This window comes from Pseudomonas reactans (assembly GCF_013387025.1).
Lineage (GTDB): Bacteria > Pseudomonadota > Gammaproteobacteria > Pseudomonadales > Pseudomonadaceae > Aquipseudomonas > Aquipseudomonas reactans.
The window spans coordinates 124,383-141,656 of record NZ_JACAQP010000008.1; the positions used below are offsets into that span (position 1 = coordinate 124,383).

Genomic DNA, 17,274 nt, shown 5'->3' on the forward strand with positions numbered 1-17,274 from the left:
AGTCCCGTCCGCTGCGCCATATCTGCCTCAAGGCCCACTGAACGCCTTGAAGCACAAAGCAAGCCTCTGGCTACTTTGATCCGATAGCAAAGACCCTGGTCGAAAGGCCGGGGTTTTTTGTGTCTGCGACTTGGTGGTTCATGATGGGCGCCGGCTTGCCGGCACCAATCGCGCTGTCAGAAACCCAGCTTGTCCCGCAGCCCGTAATACCAGGCACCTAGTGCCGCAAACGGCGTACGCAGCAATTGCCCGCCCGGGAACGGGTAGTGCGGCAGGTCCGCAAACGCGTCAAAGCGCTCTGCCTGGCCTCTGAGTGCTTCGGCCAATACCTTGCCCGCCAGGTGCGTGTACGTCACGCCATGGCCGCTGCAGCCCTGGGAATAGTAGATGTTGTCACCCAGGCGCCCCACTTGCGGCAAGCGCGACAGGGTCAGCAGGAAATTGCCGGTCCACGCGTAGTCGATCTTCACATCCTTGAGTTGCGGGAAGGCCTTGAGCATCTTTGGGCGGATGATCGCTTCGATGTTCGCCGGGTCGCGCGCGCCATACACCACGCCACCACCGAAGATCAGGCGCTTGTCGCGGGTGAGGCGGTAGTAGTCGAGCAAATAGTTGCAGTCTTCGACGCAGTAATCCTGCGGCAGCAGGGTTTTTGCCAGTTCGTCACCCAGCGGGGCGGTAGTGATCACTTGCGTGCCGCAGGGCATCGACTTGGCTGCCAGCTCCGGCACCAGGTTGCCCAGGTAGGCATTGCCTGCAACGATAATGAACTTGGCCCTGACCGTGCCCTCGGCGGTATGCACCACCGGGTTGGCGCCGCGCTCGATTCGCACGGCTGCCGATTGTTCGTAGATCGTGCCGCCCAGCGACTCCACGGCCGCCGCTTCACCAAGCGCCAGGTTGAGCGGGTGGATGTGTCCGCCGCTCATGTCCAGCAAACCACCCACGTAGTTGTCACAGGCCACCACTTCGCGGATGCGGCGCTCGTCCAGCAGCTCCAACTGTGTATGGCCATAGCGCTCCCACAGGCGCTTCTGCGATTCCAGGTGGCCCATGTGCTTGCTGTTGAGTGCTGCGAATACACCGCCGTCCTTCAGGTCGCACTGGATCTGATACTTGGCTACCCGTTCACGAATGATCTTGCCGCCTTCAAACGCCATCTGTCCCAGGAGTTGCGCCTGCTTGGGCCCGACGCTGCGCTCGATCACATCGATATCACGGCTGTAGCTGTTGACGATCTGCCCGCCGTTGCGGCCCGAGGCGCCGAACCCCACCTTGGCGGCTTCGAGCACCGTCACGCGAAAACCGTTCTCCAGCAGAAACAGCGCGCTCGAGAGGCCGGTGTAGCCGGCGCCAATCACGCACACATCGGTTTCGACCTCACCTTGCAGTACCGGGCGAGGCGGAACGGCATTCGCGGAAGCGGCATAATACGACTGGGGGTAGGGGGTGTTCGCCATCCTGGAACCTCTGTTTTATATTTTTTACGAGTGCGTCGATCCTACCTGAGTTGAAAATTGCCTGCCAGCTACCCGAAATCCACGGGTGTGCTCCGCGCAAATAAAAAATTCGCATATTCATAGGGTTAGCTGCAAAAAAGATGTTGACACCCCTCCGGAATTCCGTAGAATGCCGCCTCACAGCAGGCACGTAGCTCAGTTGGTTAGAGCACCACCTTGACATGGTGGGGGTCGTTGGTTCGAGTCCAATCGCGCCTACCAAACAAAATCCGCTCTGCTGGGCGGTCTAGAAGGGCTCACCGAAAGGTGGGCCCTTTTTTGTTGCCTATGATTTGCAAAACCCGTCTCAGCAGGCCTCACCAAGAAACACCTGCAACAACACCAGTTCAATCAGCGCCACCAGCAGCAAAAACATCACGAACCCAAATGAGAGCACGCGTTTTCGCCGTGCTGGTGTGTAGTCGTTGCTGAATTCAATCAGCTTGAGTATCGCGCCGCTTAGATTCCAGATGAACTCAAGAAACTCGCTCGCGGCGGCGTTTTACTTAGCCTTGGCACTTTTGATATCGCTGATCATCTGCTTGGCAATCGCCTGCACCTGTTTCTGCGTCATGGCCGAGGCAATGCCTTCCCTGGCGGACGACGAGGTGTCGTAGGTGCGCGAGCCAATCGGTGTGCCGGATTGCAGGTCGGCGTAATCGGCGCGCTCGATGTCGCGGAACTTGCTCACATTGATGCCGACACCGTCTTCACCGCTCGGTGCCACCGCTGGATTTTCCGTAATATTGAAGCCGGCCTGGCGGGCTTCGACCTGGAGTGCGTTGTTCCAGTCGCGCTTGAGCAGGTTCCAGTCCGGGTTTTGCTCGACCTGGCTTTCGCCTCTTTCAGGTCTGCCCACATCTTGTTACGTGCACAGGGTTCGATCACCCACAAAATTTATTGGTTCGCAGCAACAATTTTTCTTGTTGGACACCTCCCGCCCCAGGCAGCAAAGTTGCCGCCACTGACGCTCGACCTTTCGGGTCAACAATAAAAAACCGAGCCGACTGCACGCCACTTCTTGCTGTGAACCCTTTGTTCACATCCTGCTGTAATGGCGCCGCAGCGCGCACTTAAGGACCTCACGCCATGCAAACTGTTGTGAACTTATGGCCGTTGATCGGCGTACTTGTGATCGTGGTTGGCTTTGTCTTACGCTTCAACCCTTTGTTGGTGGTCACCGCCGCCGCTATCGCCACTGGGCTTGCCGCCCATTTCCCACTGGAAAAAATCCTCGCCACCATGGGCGATGGCTTCCTTCAGACCCGTGCCTTGCAATTGATCCTCTTGTTGCCTCTGGCGGTCATTGGCCTGCTGGAGCGTCACGGACTGCGCCTGCATGCGCAGAACTGGATTGCGCGGTTCGAGCGCGCTACGGTAGGGCGCTTGCTGATCATCTATCTGTTTGTACGCGAATCCACTGCCGCCATGGGCTTGACCAGCCTGGGCGGGCACCCGCAGATGGTGCGCCCGCTGCTGGCACCGATGGCCGAAGGTGCGGCGGAAAAACGCTACGGCAAGCTGCCGGACAAATTGCGTCACAAAGTGTTGGCCATGTGCGCTGCGACCGATAACGTCGGCCTGTTTTTTGGTGAAGACATCTTTGTCGCTTTCGGCGCAATCGCGTTGATGCACACCTTCCTGCTCGGCTCGGGGATTGATGTGGAGCCTCTGCACATTGCGGTATGGGGTATTCCTACAGCGATCTGCGCTTTCATCATTCATGCGATACGTCTGCATCGGTTTGATCGAAGGCTTACCCGTGAGATGACGCCCGCCGCTACGCCAGTGGAGGCCGTGCAATGATCATTTCCATTCAATACTTGTACTGGCTCGCCGGGGTTCTGCTGCTGATCACTGCGGGCATGATTTTGATGGACCGGAGCCATCCCAAGCGTTGGTCCAGTGCGTTGTTCTGGTTGTTGTTCGCTATTCCGTTCTTGATAGGCGAGCGCCTGCCGTCGGTGGCCATCGGCGCCGGCGTTGTGGTCATGGCATTGATTGCCGGCATGGGCGGCGTTGGCCGTGGCAAGCATGCCGAGTTGCATGACAAGGCCTCTCGCGCCAGTGCGGGCCGGCTGGGTCACAAGCTGTTCATTCCTGCGCTCGCCATTCCACTGACCACGGTCATTGGCTCGGTGCTGCTCAAGCACACCGAGATTGGCGGCGTGCCACTGCTGGATCCGAAAAACACCACCTTTGTATCCCTCGGTATCGGCTGCTTGATCGCACTCGGCCTGGCTTGCTGGCTGACCCGCGATACACCGGTGCAAGCCTTGCGCGAATCCCGCCGGCTCACCGAAGCCCTCGGCTGGGCGATGGTGCTTCCGCAAATGCTGGCGATGCTCGGCTTGCTGTTTAACGAAGCCGGGGTCGGTACGGCCGTTGCGCATGTCACCACCACCTACATCAACCTGGATTTCAAGTTAGTGGCGGTGATGGTTTATGTGCTGGGCATGGCCTTGTTCACGGTGATCATGGGTAACGGCTTCGCGGCTTTCCCAGTGATGACCGGCGGTGTCGGCGTGCCGGTGCTGGTGGGTATCTACGGCGGGAATCCAGCCGTAATGGCGGCGATTGGCATGTTCTCCGGCTACTGCGGCACACTGATGACGCCGATGGCCGCCAACTTTAATATTGTGCCTGCAGCGTTGCTGGAGTTGCCAGACAAGAACGCGGTGATCAAGGCTCAACTGCCCACGGCGTTGATGATGTTGGTGGTCAATATTGTGCTGCTCTACCTGTTGATGTGAGGCCAAGATGCAAACCGTGTTGCTGATGGGCTTTGAGCCCTTTGATCAAGACTTGGTTAATCCGTCCTGGGAGGCTGTGCGCCAACTGGACGGTGTTCAACTGGAGCCCGATGTGCAGATAGTTGCGCGTCAATTGCCTTGCGCATTTGCCTCTGTTGGCGAGTGCCTGATCGGGCTGGTCGAAGAGTTGCGCCCGGCGATGGTGATCGCTACTGGCCTGGGGCCGGGCCGTAGCGATATCTCTATCGAACGGGTAGCGATCAATGTCAACGATGCGCGCATTCCCGATAACCTGGGCGAGCAGCCTGTCGATACGGCGGTCATCGCTGATGGCCCGGCGGCCTACTTCACGACGCTGCCGATCAAGGCGATGGTCAAGGCCGTGCGTGAAGTGGGGATCGCAGCCTCCGTATCGCAGACGGCAGGGACATTTGTGTGTAATCAGGTGTTTTATCTATTGCAGCATGCGCTTGCGGGGTCGGGAGTGCGCAGTGGGTTTATCCACGTACCGTTTCTGCCGGAGCAGGTGGCGGGTACACAGCGGCCTTCGATGGCGCTGGGTACGACGGTTGCGGGATTGCAAGTGGCTGTATTGGCGGCGTGGCGAACACTGGCGGATGTCAAGGAAGCGGGTGGGCAGGTCAGTTGACCGGCCCAGCTTTTCTCACAGTGCAAACAGTCGGGTGAGCCCGAAGGTGATGGCGCAAGCCAGGCCAGTCATTGCAAATGCAGTTGCCACGTACCATTTGATAAGGTTCAGTTCAGTGGTTGCCAGGTCTGCCTTGGACGCGAAGTGCTTATCCATGGCGTCTGCCTTGCCCGAAACGGTGATCAGCTTCTCGTTCATTTCAGCCAGCCCCTTTTCCAGTAGACCTAATCGTATTTCCATTCCCGAATCTCCCTTTGCGCTGTTGCCGGCTCTGCCTTGAGCCGCCTAGGAAGCAAGATTAGTTGGGTCTAAGTCCGATGGTAAGAGGCAAACCTTTGCAAAATAACACCGGGTACATGCTGCTCATTCCTCCCGCTTCGGAAAGAACAAATCAAAACACGTTACCCCGGCCTCACTGTTCACGCTGTATTGGCCGTTATGCAACTGCATGATGGTCGCCACAATGGACAAGCCTAGCCCATTGGATTGCGCCGACCGTTCCCTTGATTCATCCACCCGGTAAAACCTTTCGAATAGCCGCGGCAGATGCTCGGCATCAATGGTCTCTCCGTAATTGCTGACCTTCAGGTGGATGCCCTCGTCATCGGGAATCGCCTGTATCACCAGCTCAGTGCTCTGCGCACCATATTTGATGGCGTTGGCGCACAGGTTCGCCAGGGCCCTGCGAAGCAGCATCGGTTCCGCCCAGATCACCCCGCTGCCTTCAGCGCGAATACTGATATCCACATCCCCCGCCAAGCCTTCAAAGTACTCGGCGATGCGTTCCACTTCATCGGCGGCGTTGAGTTCTTGACGCTGGCGCAAGGCGCTGGCCGGGTCGGTGCGCGCCAGGAACAGCATGTTGTCGAGCATCCGCGCCAGGCGTTCAAGCTCTTCGACATTGGATGCCAGCAATTGTTGATAGCTCTCAGTGCTGCGGTGCTGTTGCAGAGCAACCTGGGTTTCTCCCAGCAGGTTGTTGATCGGTGTGCGCAGTTCGTGGGCCATGTCGGTGGACACCTGGCCAAGCTGTACAAAGCCCTTGGCCAGCCGCTCCAGCATGGTGTTGAACGCGTCAATCATCGGAAGCAGTTCTTTTGGTGCGCCGTGGCTGTCGAGGCGTTCGGCGAGATTGCCGACGCCGATGCCTTGGGCGTGCCGGGCCAGGCGGCGCAACGGTACGAGTCCACGATGCACCAGTAGATAACCGGCCACCGCCAGAATGATTGCGGCGATGCTCGCCAGGATATAAACGCTCAAGCGATAGCTGGCGAGCATGGCGGTGCGTTCTGTCATCAGGCGCCCCGTGGTGACCTGCAGGCTGCCCAGGTCGCCGGAGTCGATGGACGCGGCCACGGTCGCGAACGGCACACCGTTAATGCTGGGGAAGTGGTGCACGTCAGCAAACGTCAGCTCGTGGTTCTTGGGCACCGGGGGAACGGAAGGCAGGTCGATATTACCGGGATTGACCGTCAGCAAGGGTTTTTGCCCAGGTGCGGCGATGCTAAGTATCGATTCACGGTTGCCCAGCATGTTCTGGAACAGCTCCGGCTTGGTTTTGATCAGGTCGACCGTGTTGCTGTCATTGAGCAAGTTGCGCAGTTGGTCGACGCGGGAAATCAATGCCGCATCGTCCCGCTTGATCAACTCACGCTCCAGCTCGCGGTACAGCGCCACGCCCAGGGTTGCCAGCAAGGCGAAGGCGAGCAGGGCGAAGATCAATGCCAGGCGCAGGGTCAGGGAATAGTGACGACGTTTGTTCATGGCTGGGTATCGAAGCGGTAGCCGATGCCGCGCACGCTGTGGATCAGCTTGAGCTGGAACGGGTCGTCGATTTTCAAGCGCAGGCGCCGTACGGCGACGTCTACTACGTTGGTGTCGCTGTCGAAGTTCATGTCCCATACCCGTGATGCGATCAGCGAGCGCGACAGCACCTGGTCCTGGTGGGTTGCAAACAGATGCAGCAGGGCGAACTCTTTATTGGTCAGGGTAATGCGCGTGCCGGCGCGGGTAACGCGGCGTTTCAGTACGTCGATTTGCAGGTCGGCGATCTGCAACTGTTCCTCGTCCCGGCTCGGGCCGCGACGGGTCAGCGTACGCAAGCGTGCCACCAGTTCGGCGAAGGAAAACGGCTTGATCAGGTAATCGTCGGCGCCCAGTTCAAGGCCTTTGATACGGTCGGCAATATCATCGCGAGCCGTCAGAAAAAGTACCGGTGTGTCGACTTCCTTGCGCAGGCGGCGTAGCACTTCCCAGCCGTCCATTTTCGGCATCATCACATCCAGCACGATCACGTCGAACGGCGTTTCCAGGGCCTGGTGCAGGCCGTCTACGCCATCGCGGGCGAGACTGACGGAATAGCCCAGCTCCTGCAGGCCATTGAGCAAGTAGTTGCCGGCCTTGGGTTCGTCTTCGACTACGAGGATGTTCATGGGAAATGCCCTGTTTCAATGCGTGGCGCAAGTGTAGCCCGATCAATTATCACTGGCGCAACCGATGCCTTGCACTTGGTAGTCCAACACATGTTCGCGGCCCTGGCTGTCGAGGTAATTGAGGCGTGCCGGGACGATGCCGCATTGGCCGTAGGTATCGGTGCTCGACAGCACTTTAGCCACGTCCAGGTGGACGAAAAAGCCGGTTTTGTCATGGATCACGGGTTCGGCGGCAAACACGGAACCGGTAGCGAGCAAAGCGGCAAAGCCGAGGACAAACAGTTTCATGGTGGTATCTCTCTTAAAGGGTTGGCTGCCAGGTCATGGCAGTGACTTCACAGTAACCAGGAGCCCCGAACAGCCAACCAACAGGATGATGACAAGTTTGTAATGCAGGTTCAGGGCTGGCGGCCCGAGGCTTCGAGGATCAGGTCGGTGATTTCCTTGGCGTGGGACACCAGTGACAAGTGGCTCGATGGCAGCTCGACAGTGGTGGCATTCATGCGCTTGGCGAGGAAGCGCTCCAGGTCCGGGTTGATGGTCTGGTCGTTCGCCGACACCGCGTACCAGGACGGCTTGGTGTGCCAGGCGGCATTGGCGGTGCGGCCGCTGAACAGCGTCTTGGTGATGGGTTGCTGCACGGCGTACAGCTCCATGGCCTTGGCGTGCGGCACATCGGCGGCGAAGTACTTGAGGAAGGCGTCCTGGCTCAAGGTCAGGTAGCCGTCGTGATCTTCAACGCCGGCGCGCACTGGCATGGTCGGGTACTTGGCCGAGAGGGCGACGAAGTCTTCGTTCGCATCTGGGGCCCGAGCGGCCACGTAGACCAGGGCGCTGACTTTCGGATTGACCCCGGCGTCGCTGACTACGGTGCCTGCGTAGGAATGGCCGACCAACACGGTCGGGCCGTCTTGTTGATCCAGCACACGGTTGGTGGCGGCGACATCGTCGGCCACCGAGGTCAGTGGGTTCTGCACGGCAGTGACGTGCAGCCCGGCCGCCTGGAGCCGGGTAATCACCTCGGACCAGCTCGAACCGTCCGCCCAGGAACCGTGCACCAGCACCACGTTATTAGCTTTGACCGGCGCGACGGTACCGGCCATGGCGGTGCCAGTGCCCAGCAGCATCAGGCTGGCGGCGATCAGACAGAGTTTGCTTGCAGGTTTCATGGGTGGACCCTTTTCATCAGTAGGAAGTGGCGTCATCCGATGTGGGTGACTGACGACTCCACTGTATGAAGTGAGGGTGCCGGCAAGACTTACAGCTTGATTACAAACCTGTAATGCAATCCAGGTCCCTAGCGTTTACAAGCAGCGAGGTGATCCGTAGATTGCATCGGGCACGTCATTTGTTACAACCCAAGAGGAAGCCACGCAGTGTCCAACCGAGGTTCAGCCGTATTCAACCGCCGTTACCGTGCCTTTCTGTTTGATATGGATGGCACATTGCTCAACTCCATTGCTGCCGCCGAACGCGTATGGAGCATCTGGGCGCAACGCCATGGTTTGGATGTGCCGGCGTTCTTGAAGACCATCCACGGTGCCCGCGCGATCGACACCATCAGGCGCCAGGCGTTGCCCGGTGTCGATCCCGAAGTCGAGGCGCAGTGGATTACCGAGGCTGAGATCAATGATGTGGAAGGCGTTGTCGCGATTCCCGGTGCTCTCAGGTTCCTCAACAGCTTGCCGGGCGATCAATGGGCGGTGGTTACGTCGGCCCCCAGGGCGTTGGCATTACGTCGTCTACAGGCGGCGGGTATTGCGCCGCCCGCGGTGTTGGTCACGGCCGAAGACGTTGCCGTCGGCAAGCCAAACCCCGCCTGTTACGTGCTGGCGGCCCAACGCCTGGACGTGCCTGTGCAGGATTGCCTGGTGTTTGAAGACGCGACGGTGGGCATTCATGCAGGTGAGGCGGCAGGGGCGGATGTGATGGTCGTGACGTCGACGCATCACACGCCGATGGTCACCGCGCATCCCTCGATTGACGGATATGAGCCGTTAAAGGTACAGCGCGACGCGGACGGTTTGCTGTGCTTGCGGAGTGGGGCGGACTGATAAAAAAGGCCGAGCCCGCTACCGGTCTCGGCCTTGTTCCAGGCGGGCCGCATCGGGCGGCTGCATCCGCTCATTGCGCATGCCTTGGCGTGACAACACCATCTCCCTGAGGATTTCATTGGCCAGTCGGGCGATGGCTTCGGCGCCGTGATAATGCGCGCGCACGATCCCGGTAATTGCGAAGTGGTCGGTGTCCGGGCCGCTGAGTACCGCCGAAAGGGTGCCGTCGGCGTGCAATGTGCAGGTCACCTGATAGCTGGGCAGCCGCGCTGCCAGTGCGGATTCGATCTGGGATTTACTCAGGGTATCCATCTTGCTTCAGGGCCTTTTGCTGATCATGCACGCCCAAGCATAGGTCGTGTTGTGGCGCTGTAAATACCGGCGATCTGATAGCGAGCGGCGCCGCATCAACAGTCCGCGTGCCAGCACAACTTACAAGCAGCAGCGCCAGGTCCAGCGCTCCTGAGTGCACACGGATGGCTGGGTATCAGTCAGGAAATTCGGTCGTGAATTAAGCGACAAGTTCCACGCGTGAAGACAGTTTCATCTTTCCATGAAGATGAACACATTGGCGACGTCAATCACGCAACAACGATCAGAGCAGTCCGAAGACGTTTTCGCCAGCCATTACCGTGAACGAAAAGGCTGGCTACTGAGGGCGCGTCAAGGCGTCTGGTTTTTGTCCGGGGCAGTCAGACCAGCCTGGATGCGCTGGTAGATTTCCTCGCGATGCACGGCAACATCCTTGGGTGCGTTGATGCCGATTCGTACTTGCTGGCCGCTTACGCCCAGGATGGTGATCGTGATGTCATCACCGATGTTTATGCTTTCACCAACTTTGCGGGTGAGTATAAGCATGGACTTCTCCTTGATTACTTTTAAGGACACATGTTTCAGACAGGGCAGGTGTCGGATGTGTGTAGCTTACTGCTAAGCGCTTCCCTGTGACTGCCTCTTTTAGGACGCATAGAGGCGACATTAATTCCCATGGCGGCATCATACAGGTCTGCGATACATGATTCGCATTGTTTAAGCCAACGTTTATGACGGCCAGAATAGACAGTGAATGATAAAGTCGCCTCTTTATCTTTGAAGGAGCAGGGCAGTGCGTAAAGTAGCGATGGCAATTGCGGTGTTGGCATTGGCCGGTTGCGGTGAAGGCAAGAGCGTTGATGCGCCCAAGCCTAAGCCAGCCGTCACCGAAAGCCAGCCACAGACCGGCGCGATTGCCGCCCAGGAATGGGACCTGCGGGTAGGTCCGCCTGACCACAAGTTGCAGGCGATCACTGACCTCACGGCCTGGCTGCTGGAGCATGGTTTCAATTTTTACATCGTGAAAGTGGATGGCAAGGACGAAGTCCTGCTGGGGCCTTTCGCAACCAGGGCGGAAGCCGAGGCCAAGCAGACCCTGCTCAACGAGAAAATGGCTCGCGCCAAGAAAACCGACACTGTGTCAGAAATCATTGAGCACAACGCCGCCCAGTAAGGGCACTGTGGGCGGGCGCCCCGCCCACGTTCAACCGCAGGCTTTCAGGTTCACCGGGCCGACAAACTCATTGCCGCGCCCCATCACGCACGCCACGGTCTGGTTGCGTTGCCGCTCCCAGGCCTGTACCGGGTAGGTCTTGTTCCAGGCTTCGTACAGCTGGCGATCCTGTTTTGACAGGCGCAAGCCGTACTGCTTGCTCATGTAGAAATACGTGCGCGCAATCATGCCCCGGATAGACGGGCGCGGCATGACTTTCTTGGCCTTGAAGTCCACCTGGGTCAGGCAAGAGCCGTATTGCCCGCTTTGCACCGGCAACCAACCAAAACTGAAGTTGTTGCGGTCCCCATTGACCTCGCCGATGCTCGGCACCAGGTTGTGCAAGTCGGCTTCGGCGCGCTTGAACACGTCGTCGTGGCGCGTACAGTTCTTGCGCCCGCCGTCTTGCCAGCACTGGCGCTGATGGCCGATCTGCCAGGCCGGAACGATATGCTCCCACTCAATGCGTGCGGCGCGGTTGGCGTTTTTGCGTGGGATGTAGCCGCAGGCTTTCAAATCCACCCGGTTGCCGGTGTACTTGCAGCCGCAATAGAACTCGGTGGATTGTGGGGCGTAGAGCTTCCAGGCGACTTTCTTGGCTTCGCTGAACGTTCGGGGGGCCTGGGCGTGGGCGGTGAAGGTAAAAAACAGGCAGCACACAGCGATAAAACGGACACTCATTGAATCAATCTTCCTTCGGTACAACCCAGAAAATCTGCACACCGCCGTCGTCCCTATAGGCGAGGGTGACGTTATCGTTCTCCGCGATTTCCTCCAGCAAACGCGCCCACTCATCCTCAGGCTCTTCCGGCAAACGGAAGATCAAGGCTGCCTTGGCTTTCTGGGCATGGGTCGAATTGATGATCTTTTGCACGCGGATGGCTAGGCGTTCATAGGCATCGGGCGAGGTTGACGTTGCGGAAGAGGACTTTGCCACGGAGTATTCCTTAGTAAGCTGTACGCACATACAGTATTTAACTGTAGGCGATTTCGCAACTGCTTAAACTTCAAGAAGTCCGTCTGACAGCAATTCAGGCAATTTCGTGTAGGGCGGTAGAAGGGGTTTGTAGGAGCAAGCTTGCTCGCGAGAAGCTTGAGGGCGATGGGTTAATCCAGACAGACAGCGTCAGTGTTAACGACCTTCGCGAGCAAGCTTGCTCCTACAGAGGACGGCAGGAATCAGTATTCCCAGAACATCCGTTGCAGCTCTTTGCTGTCCTGGGTCTTGGTCAGGGCGACCATCGCGAGGATGCGGGCTTTTTGTGGGTTCAGGTCATGTGCGGCCACCCAGTCGTACTTGTCGTCAGGTTGTTCGGCATTACGCAGAACGAAACCACCGGCATTCACGTGGGAAGAACGGATGATCTGAACGCCTTGCTTGCGCAGTTCCTGCAGGGCAGGGACCACTTTGGAAGACACCGAGCCATTACCGGTACCGGCATGGATGATGGCTTTCGCGCCAGCTTGGGCCAGGGCCTTCACCGCAGTGTCGCTCACGTTGCCATAGCCATAGGCGATTTCAACGTCAGGCAGGCTCTTGATGTTCTTGATGTCAAATTCAGAATCCATGGTGTGACGCTTGGCAGGCAAGCGGAACCAGTAGGATTTGCCTTCAACGACCATGCCCAGTGGGCCCCATGGGCTCTTGAATGCTTCGGTCTTGATGTTGATCATCTTGCTGACGTCACGACCCGACTGGATCTCGTCGTTCATGGTGACCAGCACGCCTTTGCCGCGTGCATCTTTGCTACCGGCCACGGCCACGGCGTTGTACAGGTTGAGCATGCCGTCTGCCGACATGGCGGTGCCTGGGCGCATGGAACCGACCACCACGATTGGCTTGTCGGTTTTTTCCACCAGGTTCAGGAAGTAGGCGGTTTCTTCCAGGGTGTCGGTACCGTGGGTGATCACGATGCCGTCCACGTCCTTGCTGTCAGCCAGTTCGGCAACTCGGCGCCCAAGTTGCAGCAGGTTTTCATTGTTGATGCTTTCGGACGCAATTTGCATAACTTGTTCGCCGCGTACATTGGCGATCTGGCTAAGCTCAGGAACACCGGCGATCAATTGCTCGATGCCGACCTTGGCCGCCTGGTAGGTGGCACTGTTGGCCGCGCTGGCGCCAGCGCCGGCAATGGTGCCGCCGGTGGCGAGGATCACCACGTTGGACAGTTTGGTCTTGGATTCAACTTCCTTTGCCTGAGCGGCAACGGGGAACAGCAGCAGAAGGGCTAACGCGCCCGGAACAAAGTTTTTCAGTGCAGATTTCATTATTTTTCTCTCTGGTTTTTGATGAGTGCTGTAGCAGGTTCATCTAGAACACCCGGGCGATTCTGAATGCCGCGAGGTGATGGAGTAGAGCAGGATTTGTACCAGGCTCAGCGTGGGCGATAAAACAATTTAAGATATTGATTTATAACAATTAATAATGAATTTGTGCACTTGTTGATCATGTGGGCGTCCGGCTTTCCGAACATCGGACTGTATTGCGTTCGGTTGTCCGAAAATGCTGACCGCCAGGCTTTGGGGGTTGCACGGATGATGCGCCCCAGCCTGTCGTTTTAGAGAACGATCGGCAGTGTGCAATGTTTAAACGCATCGACTGTCAGGTGTGAGGGAGGCTTGGATGAAAGGCCGTTTACAACCGTTGACAAATCTCGACAAGGTTCTCATAGTTTGAATAACGCAAACGTTTGCGAGATGTTTCACGGGGTGCTCCCTGAGTATCGTGACAGCTCGTATCAGCCACCCGGGTGGGAGGGCTGCCGAAGCGATCTTCGGTGCAAGCGTTGCTCACAATAATCATAAGATCGGAGTGAACCCATGAAGCTGCCATTCGCTGGACGTCTTCTTGCTGTCGCTGTGCTTGCCGCCGCATCCGCTGCCCTGCCTCTCTCCTCTGCATTCGCTGATGACGCCGCCAAACCCAAGGTTGGCCTGGTCATGAAATCCCTCGCTAACGAGTTCTTTGTCACCATGCAAGACGGTGCCAAGACGTACCAGAAAGAACACGCCGCCGATTTCGACATGATCACCAACGGGATCAAGAACGAAACCGATACCAGCGCGCAGATCGATATCGTCAACCAGATGATCCTCGCCAAGGTCAACGCCATCGTGATCGCACCCGCCGATTCCAAGGCGCTGGTCACCGTGCTGAAGAAGGCTTCGGATGCCGGTATCAAAGTCGTCAACATCGACAACCGCCTGGACCCGGACGTACTCAAAAGCAAAAACCTCGATATTCCGTTCGTAGGCCCGGACAACCGCAAAGGCTCCAAGCTGGTAGGCGACTATCTGGCCAAGCAACTAGCCTCGGGTGACAAGGTCGGCATCATCGAAGGTGTACCGACCACTACCAACGCTCAACAGCGTACCGCAGGCTACAAGGATGCGATGGACGCTGCCGGCATGAAAATCGTCTCTACCCAATCCGGCAACTGGGAAATCGACCAGGGCCAGAAAGTCGCGTCTGCCATGCTAAGTGAGTACCCGGACCTCAAGGCCTTGCTGGCCGGTAACGACAACATGGCCCTGGGCGCCGTCTCCGCCGTGCGCGCGGCAGGCAAGGCCGGCAAGGTGCTGGTGGTGGGCTATGACAACATCGAAGCCATCAAGCCGATGCTGCAAGACGGCCGCGTACTCGCGACCGCTGACCAGGCCGCTGCCCAGCAAGCTGTGTTCGGTATCCAGAATGCGCTCAAGCTGGTCAAGGGTGAGAAAGTCGATGCCAAAGATGGCGTGATCGAAACCCCGGTCGAACTCGTCCTCAAGAAGTAATCCTGGCAGTACCCAACAGCGCCCGCTCGCCCTGAGTGGGCGCCTGGAGATTTTCCTATGTCATCTTCCGCCCCGAACGCTGTCCTCTCGGTCAGCGGTATCGGCAAGACCTATGCCCAGCCGGTTCTGTCCGACATCACCCTGACGCTCAATCGTGGGGAAGTGCTGGCGCTGACCGGTGAGAACGGCGCAGGCAAAAGCACCTTGTCGAAGATCATCGGCGGGCTGGTCACGCCAACCACCGGGCACATGCAGTTCAATGGACAGGACTATCGCCCCGGCAGCCGCACCCAGGCCGAAGAGCTGGGCGTGCGCATGGTCATGCAGGAACTCAACCTGCTGCCGACGCTGACCGTCGCCGAAAACCTGTTCCTGGATAACCTGCCCAGCCACTGTGGCTGGATCAGCCGCAAGCAACTGCGCAAGGCTGCGATCGAGGCCATGGCCCAGGTCGGCCTGGATGCTATCGACCCGGATACACTGGTCGGCAGCCTGGGTATTGGCCATCAGCAGATGGTCGAGATCGCCCGTAACCTGATTGGCGACTGCCACGTACTGATCCTCGACGAACCCACGGCGATGCTCACTGCCCGTGAAGTCGAGATGCTGTTTGAACAAATCACCCGCCTGCAGGCCCGGGGCGTGGCGATCATCTACATTTCACACCGGCTAGAAGAGCTGGCCCGTGTGGCCCAACGCATTGCGGTGTTGCGCGACGGCAAGCTGGTCTGTGTCGAGCCGATGGCCAACTACAACAGTGAGCAACTGGTTACCTTGATGGTCGGTCGCGAGCTGGGCGAACACATCGACCTGGGCCCGCGCACCATTGGCGGCCCGGCCCTGACGGTGAAGGGCCTGACCCGCTCGGACAAGGTCCGCGATGTGTCCTTCGAAGTGCGCGCGGGCGAGATCTACGGTATCTCTGGCCTGATCGGCGCCGGTCGTACTGAATTGTTGCGCCTGATCTTCGGCGCCGACCTGGCCGACAGCGGCACCGTGGCGCTCGGCTCGCCGGCCCAAGTGGTGAGCATTCGCTCGCCGGTGGATGCGGTGGGCCATGGCATTGCCCTGATCACCGAGGACCGCAAGGGCGAAGGCCTGCTGCTGACTCAGTCCATCAGCGCCAATATCGCGCTGGGCAACATGCCGGAAATTTCCGGCGGTGGCGTGGTCAACAGCCGCAACGAAACCGCCTTGGCCAAGCGCCAGATCGATGCCATGCGCATCCGCAGTTCCAGCCCGGCGCAGTTGGTTTCCGAGTTGTCCGGTGGTAACCAGCAGAAGGTGGTGATTGGCCGCTGGTTGGAGCGCGATTGTTCGGTGATGCTGTTTGATGAGCCGACCCGTGGCATCGACGTCGGTGCCAAGTTCGATATTTATGCCTTGCTGGGCGAATTGACGCGCCAGGGCAAAGCGCTGGTGGTGGTGTCCAGTGACCTGCGTGAACTCATGCTGATTTGCGACCGCATCGGTGTGTTGTCCGCCGGGCGCTTGATCGAGACCTTCGAGCGCGACAGTTGGACTCAGGACGAATTGCTCGCCGCCGCCTTTGCCGGCTATCAAAAACGTGATGCGCTGCTCAATGACGCAGTGCTTAGGGATACCCCATGAAAACCACAACTTCCCCCGGCAAGACTGGCGGCAACTTCTACGGCCTGGGTACTTACCTGGGCCTGGCGGGCGCCTTGCTGGCGATGATTGCGCTGTTCTCGGTACTCAGTGACCACTTCCTGTCCTATGACACCTTCAGCACGCTGGCCAACCAGATTCCAGATCTGATGGTGCTGGCGGTAGGCATGACCTTCATCCTGATCATCGGCGGTATCGACCTGTCGGTAGGTTCTGTACTGGCCCTGGCGGCGTCTGCCGTCAGCGTCGCGATTCTCGGCTGGGGCTGGAGTGTGTTGCCCGCCGCCTTGCTCGGCATGGGCTGTGCGGCATTGGCCGGCACTATCACCGGCTCGATCACCGTGGCCTGGCGCATTCCGTCGTTTATCGTGTCCCTCGGCGTGCTGGAAATGGCCCGTGGCGTGGCGTACCAGATGACCGGCTCGCGCACTGCCTACATCGGTGACTCATTTGCCTGGCTGTCCAACCCGATTGCCTTTGGCATTTCGCCGTCGTTTATCATCGCCTTGCTGGTGATCATCGCTGCGCAGCTGGTATTGACGCGTACCGTGTTTGGTCGTTACCTGATCGGCATCGGCACCAACGAAGAGGCCGTACGCCTGGCGGGGATCAATCCCAAGCCCTACAAGATCCTGGTGTTCAGCCTCATGGGCCTGCTGGCCGGTGTGGCGGCGCTGTTCCAGATCTCGCGCCTGGAAGCGGCGGACCCGAACGCCGGCTCCGGCCTGGAGCTGCAAGTGATTGCGGCGGTGGTGATCGGCGGTACCAGCCTGATGGGCGGGCGCGGCTCAGTGATCAGTACCTTTTTTGGTGTGTTGATTATTTCGGTATTGGCCGCTGGCCTGGCGCAGATCGGTGCCACGGAGCCCACGAAGCGCATCATTACCGGCGCCGTGATCGTGATTGCCGTGGTCCTCGATACCTACCGCAGCCAGCGCGCCAGTCGGCGGGGCTGA

Annotated in this window: 20 protein-coding genes and 1 tRNA gene; 9 read left to right on the top strand and 12 right to left on the bottom strand. The window is 58.7% G+C overall.

The window, feature by feature from the left end:
* Window positions 1–176: 176 nt before the first annotated feature.
* Window positions 177–1,460: an NAD(P)/FAD-dependent oxidoreductase gene (locus HX793_RS11745; protein WP_016978175.1), complete on the bottom strand. Its 1,284-nt coding sequence runs from the start codon at window positions 1,458–1,460 to the stop codon at window positions 177–179.
* A gap of 184 nt (window positions 1,461–1,644) precedes the next feature.
* Here HX793_RS11745 and HX793_RS11750 point away from each other — a divergent pair.
* Window positions 1,645–1,721, top strand: a tRNA-Val gene (locus HX793_RS11750).
* A 280-nt stretch (window positions 1,722–2,001) separates the two neighbouring features.
* Here the strand turns inward: HX793_RS11750 and HX793_RS11755 are convergent.
* Window positions 2,002–2,358 (bottom strand): hypothetical protein, encoded by a 357-nt coding sequence (locus HX793_RS11755; RefSeq protein WP_256348362.1) that lies wholly within the window; start codon window positions 2,356–2,358, stop codon window positions 2,002–2,004.
* 230 nt (window positions 2,359–2,588) lie between these two features.
* On the opposite strand from HX793_RS11755, the gene HX793_RS11760 reads away from it, so the two are divergent.
* From HX793_RS11760 to pcp, 3 genes are read left to right on the top strand one after another with little or no spacing between them, the layout of a single operon-like run.
* Complete coding sequence (locus HX793_RS11760) at window positions 2,589–3,305, top strand: DUF969 domain-containing protein (protein WP_016978172.1); 717 nt, start codon at window positions 2,589–2,591, stop codon at window positions 3,303–3,305.
* On the top strand, window positions 3,302–4,252 hold the full coding sequence (locus tag HX793_RS11765; protein WP_177052940.1) for a DUF979 domain-containing protein: 951 nt from the start codon (window positions 3,302–3,304) through the stop codon (window positions 4,250–4,252). The genes HX793_RS11760 and HX793_RS11765 overlap by 4 nt, the downstream gene beginning before the upstream one ends.
* A 7-nt stretch (window positions 4,253–4,259) precedes the next feature.
* Complete coding sequence (gene pcp / locus HX793_RS11770; RefSeq protein ID WP_016978169.1) at window positions 4,260–4,901, top strand: pyroglutamyl-peptidase I; 642 nt, start codon at window positions 4,260–4,262, stop codon at window positions 4,899–4,901.
* 15 nt (window positions 4,902–4,916) lie between these two features.
* Here the strand turns inward: pcp and HX793_RS11775 are convergent, their stop codons facing one another.
* From HX793_RS11775 to HX793_RS11795, 5 genes are all read right to left on the bottom strand, one after another.
* Window positions 4,917–5,141, bottom strand: a complete 225-nt coding sequence (locus HX793_RS11775; RefSeq protein ID WP_016978168.1) for a hypothetical protein — start codon at window positions 5,139–5,141, stop codon at window positions 4,917–4,919.
* Window positions 5,142–5,264: 123 nt separating this feature from the next.
* Complete coding sequence (locus HX793_RS11780; RefSeq protein WP_177095559.1) at window positions 5,265–6,665, bottom strand: heavy metal sensor histidine kinase; 1,401 nt, start codon at window positions 6,663–6,665, stop codon at window positions 5,265–5,267.
* A complete protein-coding gene (locus HX793_RS11785; protein WP_016978166.1) occupies window positions 6,662–7,333 on the bottom strand; it encodes a heavy metal response regulator transcription factor in 672 nt (223 codons plus the stop codon). The genes HX793_RS11780 and HX793_RS11785 overlap by 4 nt, the downstream gene beginning before the upstream one ends.
* A 42-nt stretch (window positions 7,334–7,375) precedes the next feature.
* Window positions 7,376–7,621: a DUF2790 domain-containing protein gene (locus tag HX793_RS11790; RefSeq protein ID WP_016978165.1), complete on the bottom strand. Its 246-nt coding sequence runs from the start codon at window positions 7,619–7,621 to the stop codon at window positions 7,376–7,378.
* 110 nt (window positions 7,622–7,731) lie between these two features.
* Window positions 7,732–8,502: an alpha/beta fold hydrolase gene (locus HX793_RS11795; RefSeq protein WP_177052936.1), complete on the bottom strand. Its 771-nt coding sequence runs from the start codon at window positions 8,500–8,502 to the stop codon at window positions 7,732–7,734.
* Window positions 8,503–8,709: 207 nt separating this feature from the next.
* Between HX793_RS11795 and HX793_RS11800 the strand changes: the two genes are divergently transcribed.
* Window positions 8,710–9,387 carry an HAD family hydrolase gene (locus HX793_RS11800; protein WP_016978163.1) on the top strand — a complete coding sequence of 226 codons (678 nt, stop codon included), beginning with the start codon at window positions 8,710–8,712 and terminating at the stop codon, window positions 9,385–9,387.
* An 18-nt stretch (window positions 9,388–9,405) separates the two neighbouring features.
* Here the strand turns inward: HX793_RS11800 and HX793_RS11805 are convergent, their stop codons facing one another.
* Window positions 9,406–9,699: a hypothetical protein gene (locus HX793_RS11805; RefSeq protein WP_016978162.1), complete on the bottom strand. Its 294-nt coding sequence runs from the start codon at window positions 9,697–9,699 to the stop codon at window positions 9,406–9,408.
* A 351-nt stretch (window positions 9,700–10,050) separates the two neighbouring features.
* Window positions 10,051–10,245, bottom strand: a complete 195-nt coding sequence (csrA, locus tag HX793_RS11810) for a carbon storage regulator CsrA (protein WP_003192511.1) — start codon at window positions 10,243–10,245, stop codon at window positions 10,051–10,053.
* A 262-nt stretch (window positions 10,246–10,507) separates the two neighbouring features.
* Here csrA and HX793_RS11815 point away from each other — a divergent pair, with 262 nt between their 5' ends.
* A complete protein-coding gene (locus tag HX793_RS11815) occupies window positions 10,508–10,873 on the top strand; it encodes an SPOR domain-containing protein (RefSeq protein ID WP_016978161.1) in 366 nt (121 codons plus the stop codon).
* Between the two features lie 30 nt (window positions 10,874–10,903).
* On the opposite strand, the gene HX793_RS11820 is transcribed toward HX793_RS11815, so the two are convergent.
* The 3 genes from HX793_RS11820 to HX793_RS11830 all read right to left on the bottom strand — a co-directional run bounded on the left by HX793_RS11820 (window position 10,904) and on the right by HX793_RS11830 (window position 13,180).
* Window positions 10,904–11,593 (bottom strand): endonuclease, encoded by a 690-nt coding sequence (locus HX793_RS11820; RefSeq protein ID WP_016978160.1) that lies wholly within the window; start codon window positions 11,591–11,593, stop codon window positions 10,904–10,906.
* Between the two features lie 4 nt (window positions 11,594–11,597).
* Window positions 11,598–11,849 (bottom strand): DUF1654 domain-containing protein, encoded by a 252-nt coding sequence (locus tag HX793_RS11825; protein ID WP_308936655.1) that lies wholly within the window; start codon window positions 11,847–11,849, stop codon window positions 11,598–11,600.
* Window positions 11,850–12,091: 242 nt separating this feature from the next.
* Window positions 12,092–13,180 (bottom strand): asparaginase, encoded by a 1,089-nt coding sequence (locus HX793_RS11830; RefSeq protein ID WP_016978158.1) that lies wholly within the window; start codon window positions 13,178–13,180, stop codon window positions 12,092–12,094.
* 552 nt (window positions 13,181–13,732) lie between these two features.
* On the opposite strand from HX793_RS11830, the gene HX793_RS11835 reads away from it, so the two are divergent.
* Genes HX793_RS11835 through HX793_RS11845 form a run of 3 tightly spaced genes read left to right on the top strand, consistent with a single transcriptional unit; the run spans window position 13,733 to window position 17,274 of the window.
* Entirely contained in the window at window positions 13,733–14,689 is a 957-nt protein-coding gene (locus HX793_RS11835; RefSeq protein WP_016978157.1) for a sugar ABC transporter substrate-binding protein, read from the top strand.
* A gap of 57 nt (window positions 14,690–14,746) precedes the next feature.
* Window positions 14,747–16,300: a sugar ABC transporter ATP-binding protein gene (locus tag HX793_RS11840; protein ID WP_016978156.1), complete on the top strand. Its 1,554-nt coding sequence runs from the start codon at window positions 14,747–14,749 to the stop codon at window positions 16,298–16,300.
* Window positions 16,297–17,274 carry an ABC transporter permease gene (locus HX793_RS11845; protein ID WP_016978155.1) on the top strand — a complete coding sequence of 326 codons (978 nt, stop codon included), beginning with the start codon at window positions 16,297–16,299 and terminating at the stop codon, window positions 17,272–17,274. Before HX793_RS11840 ends, HX793_RS11845 begins: the two co-directional genes overlap by 4 nt.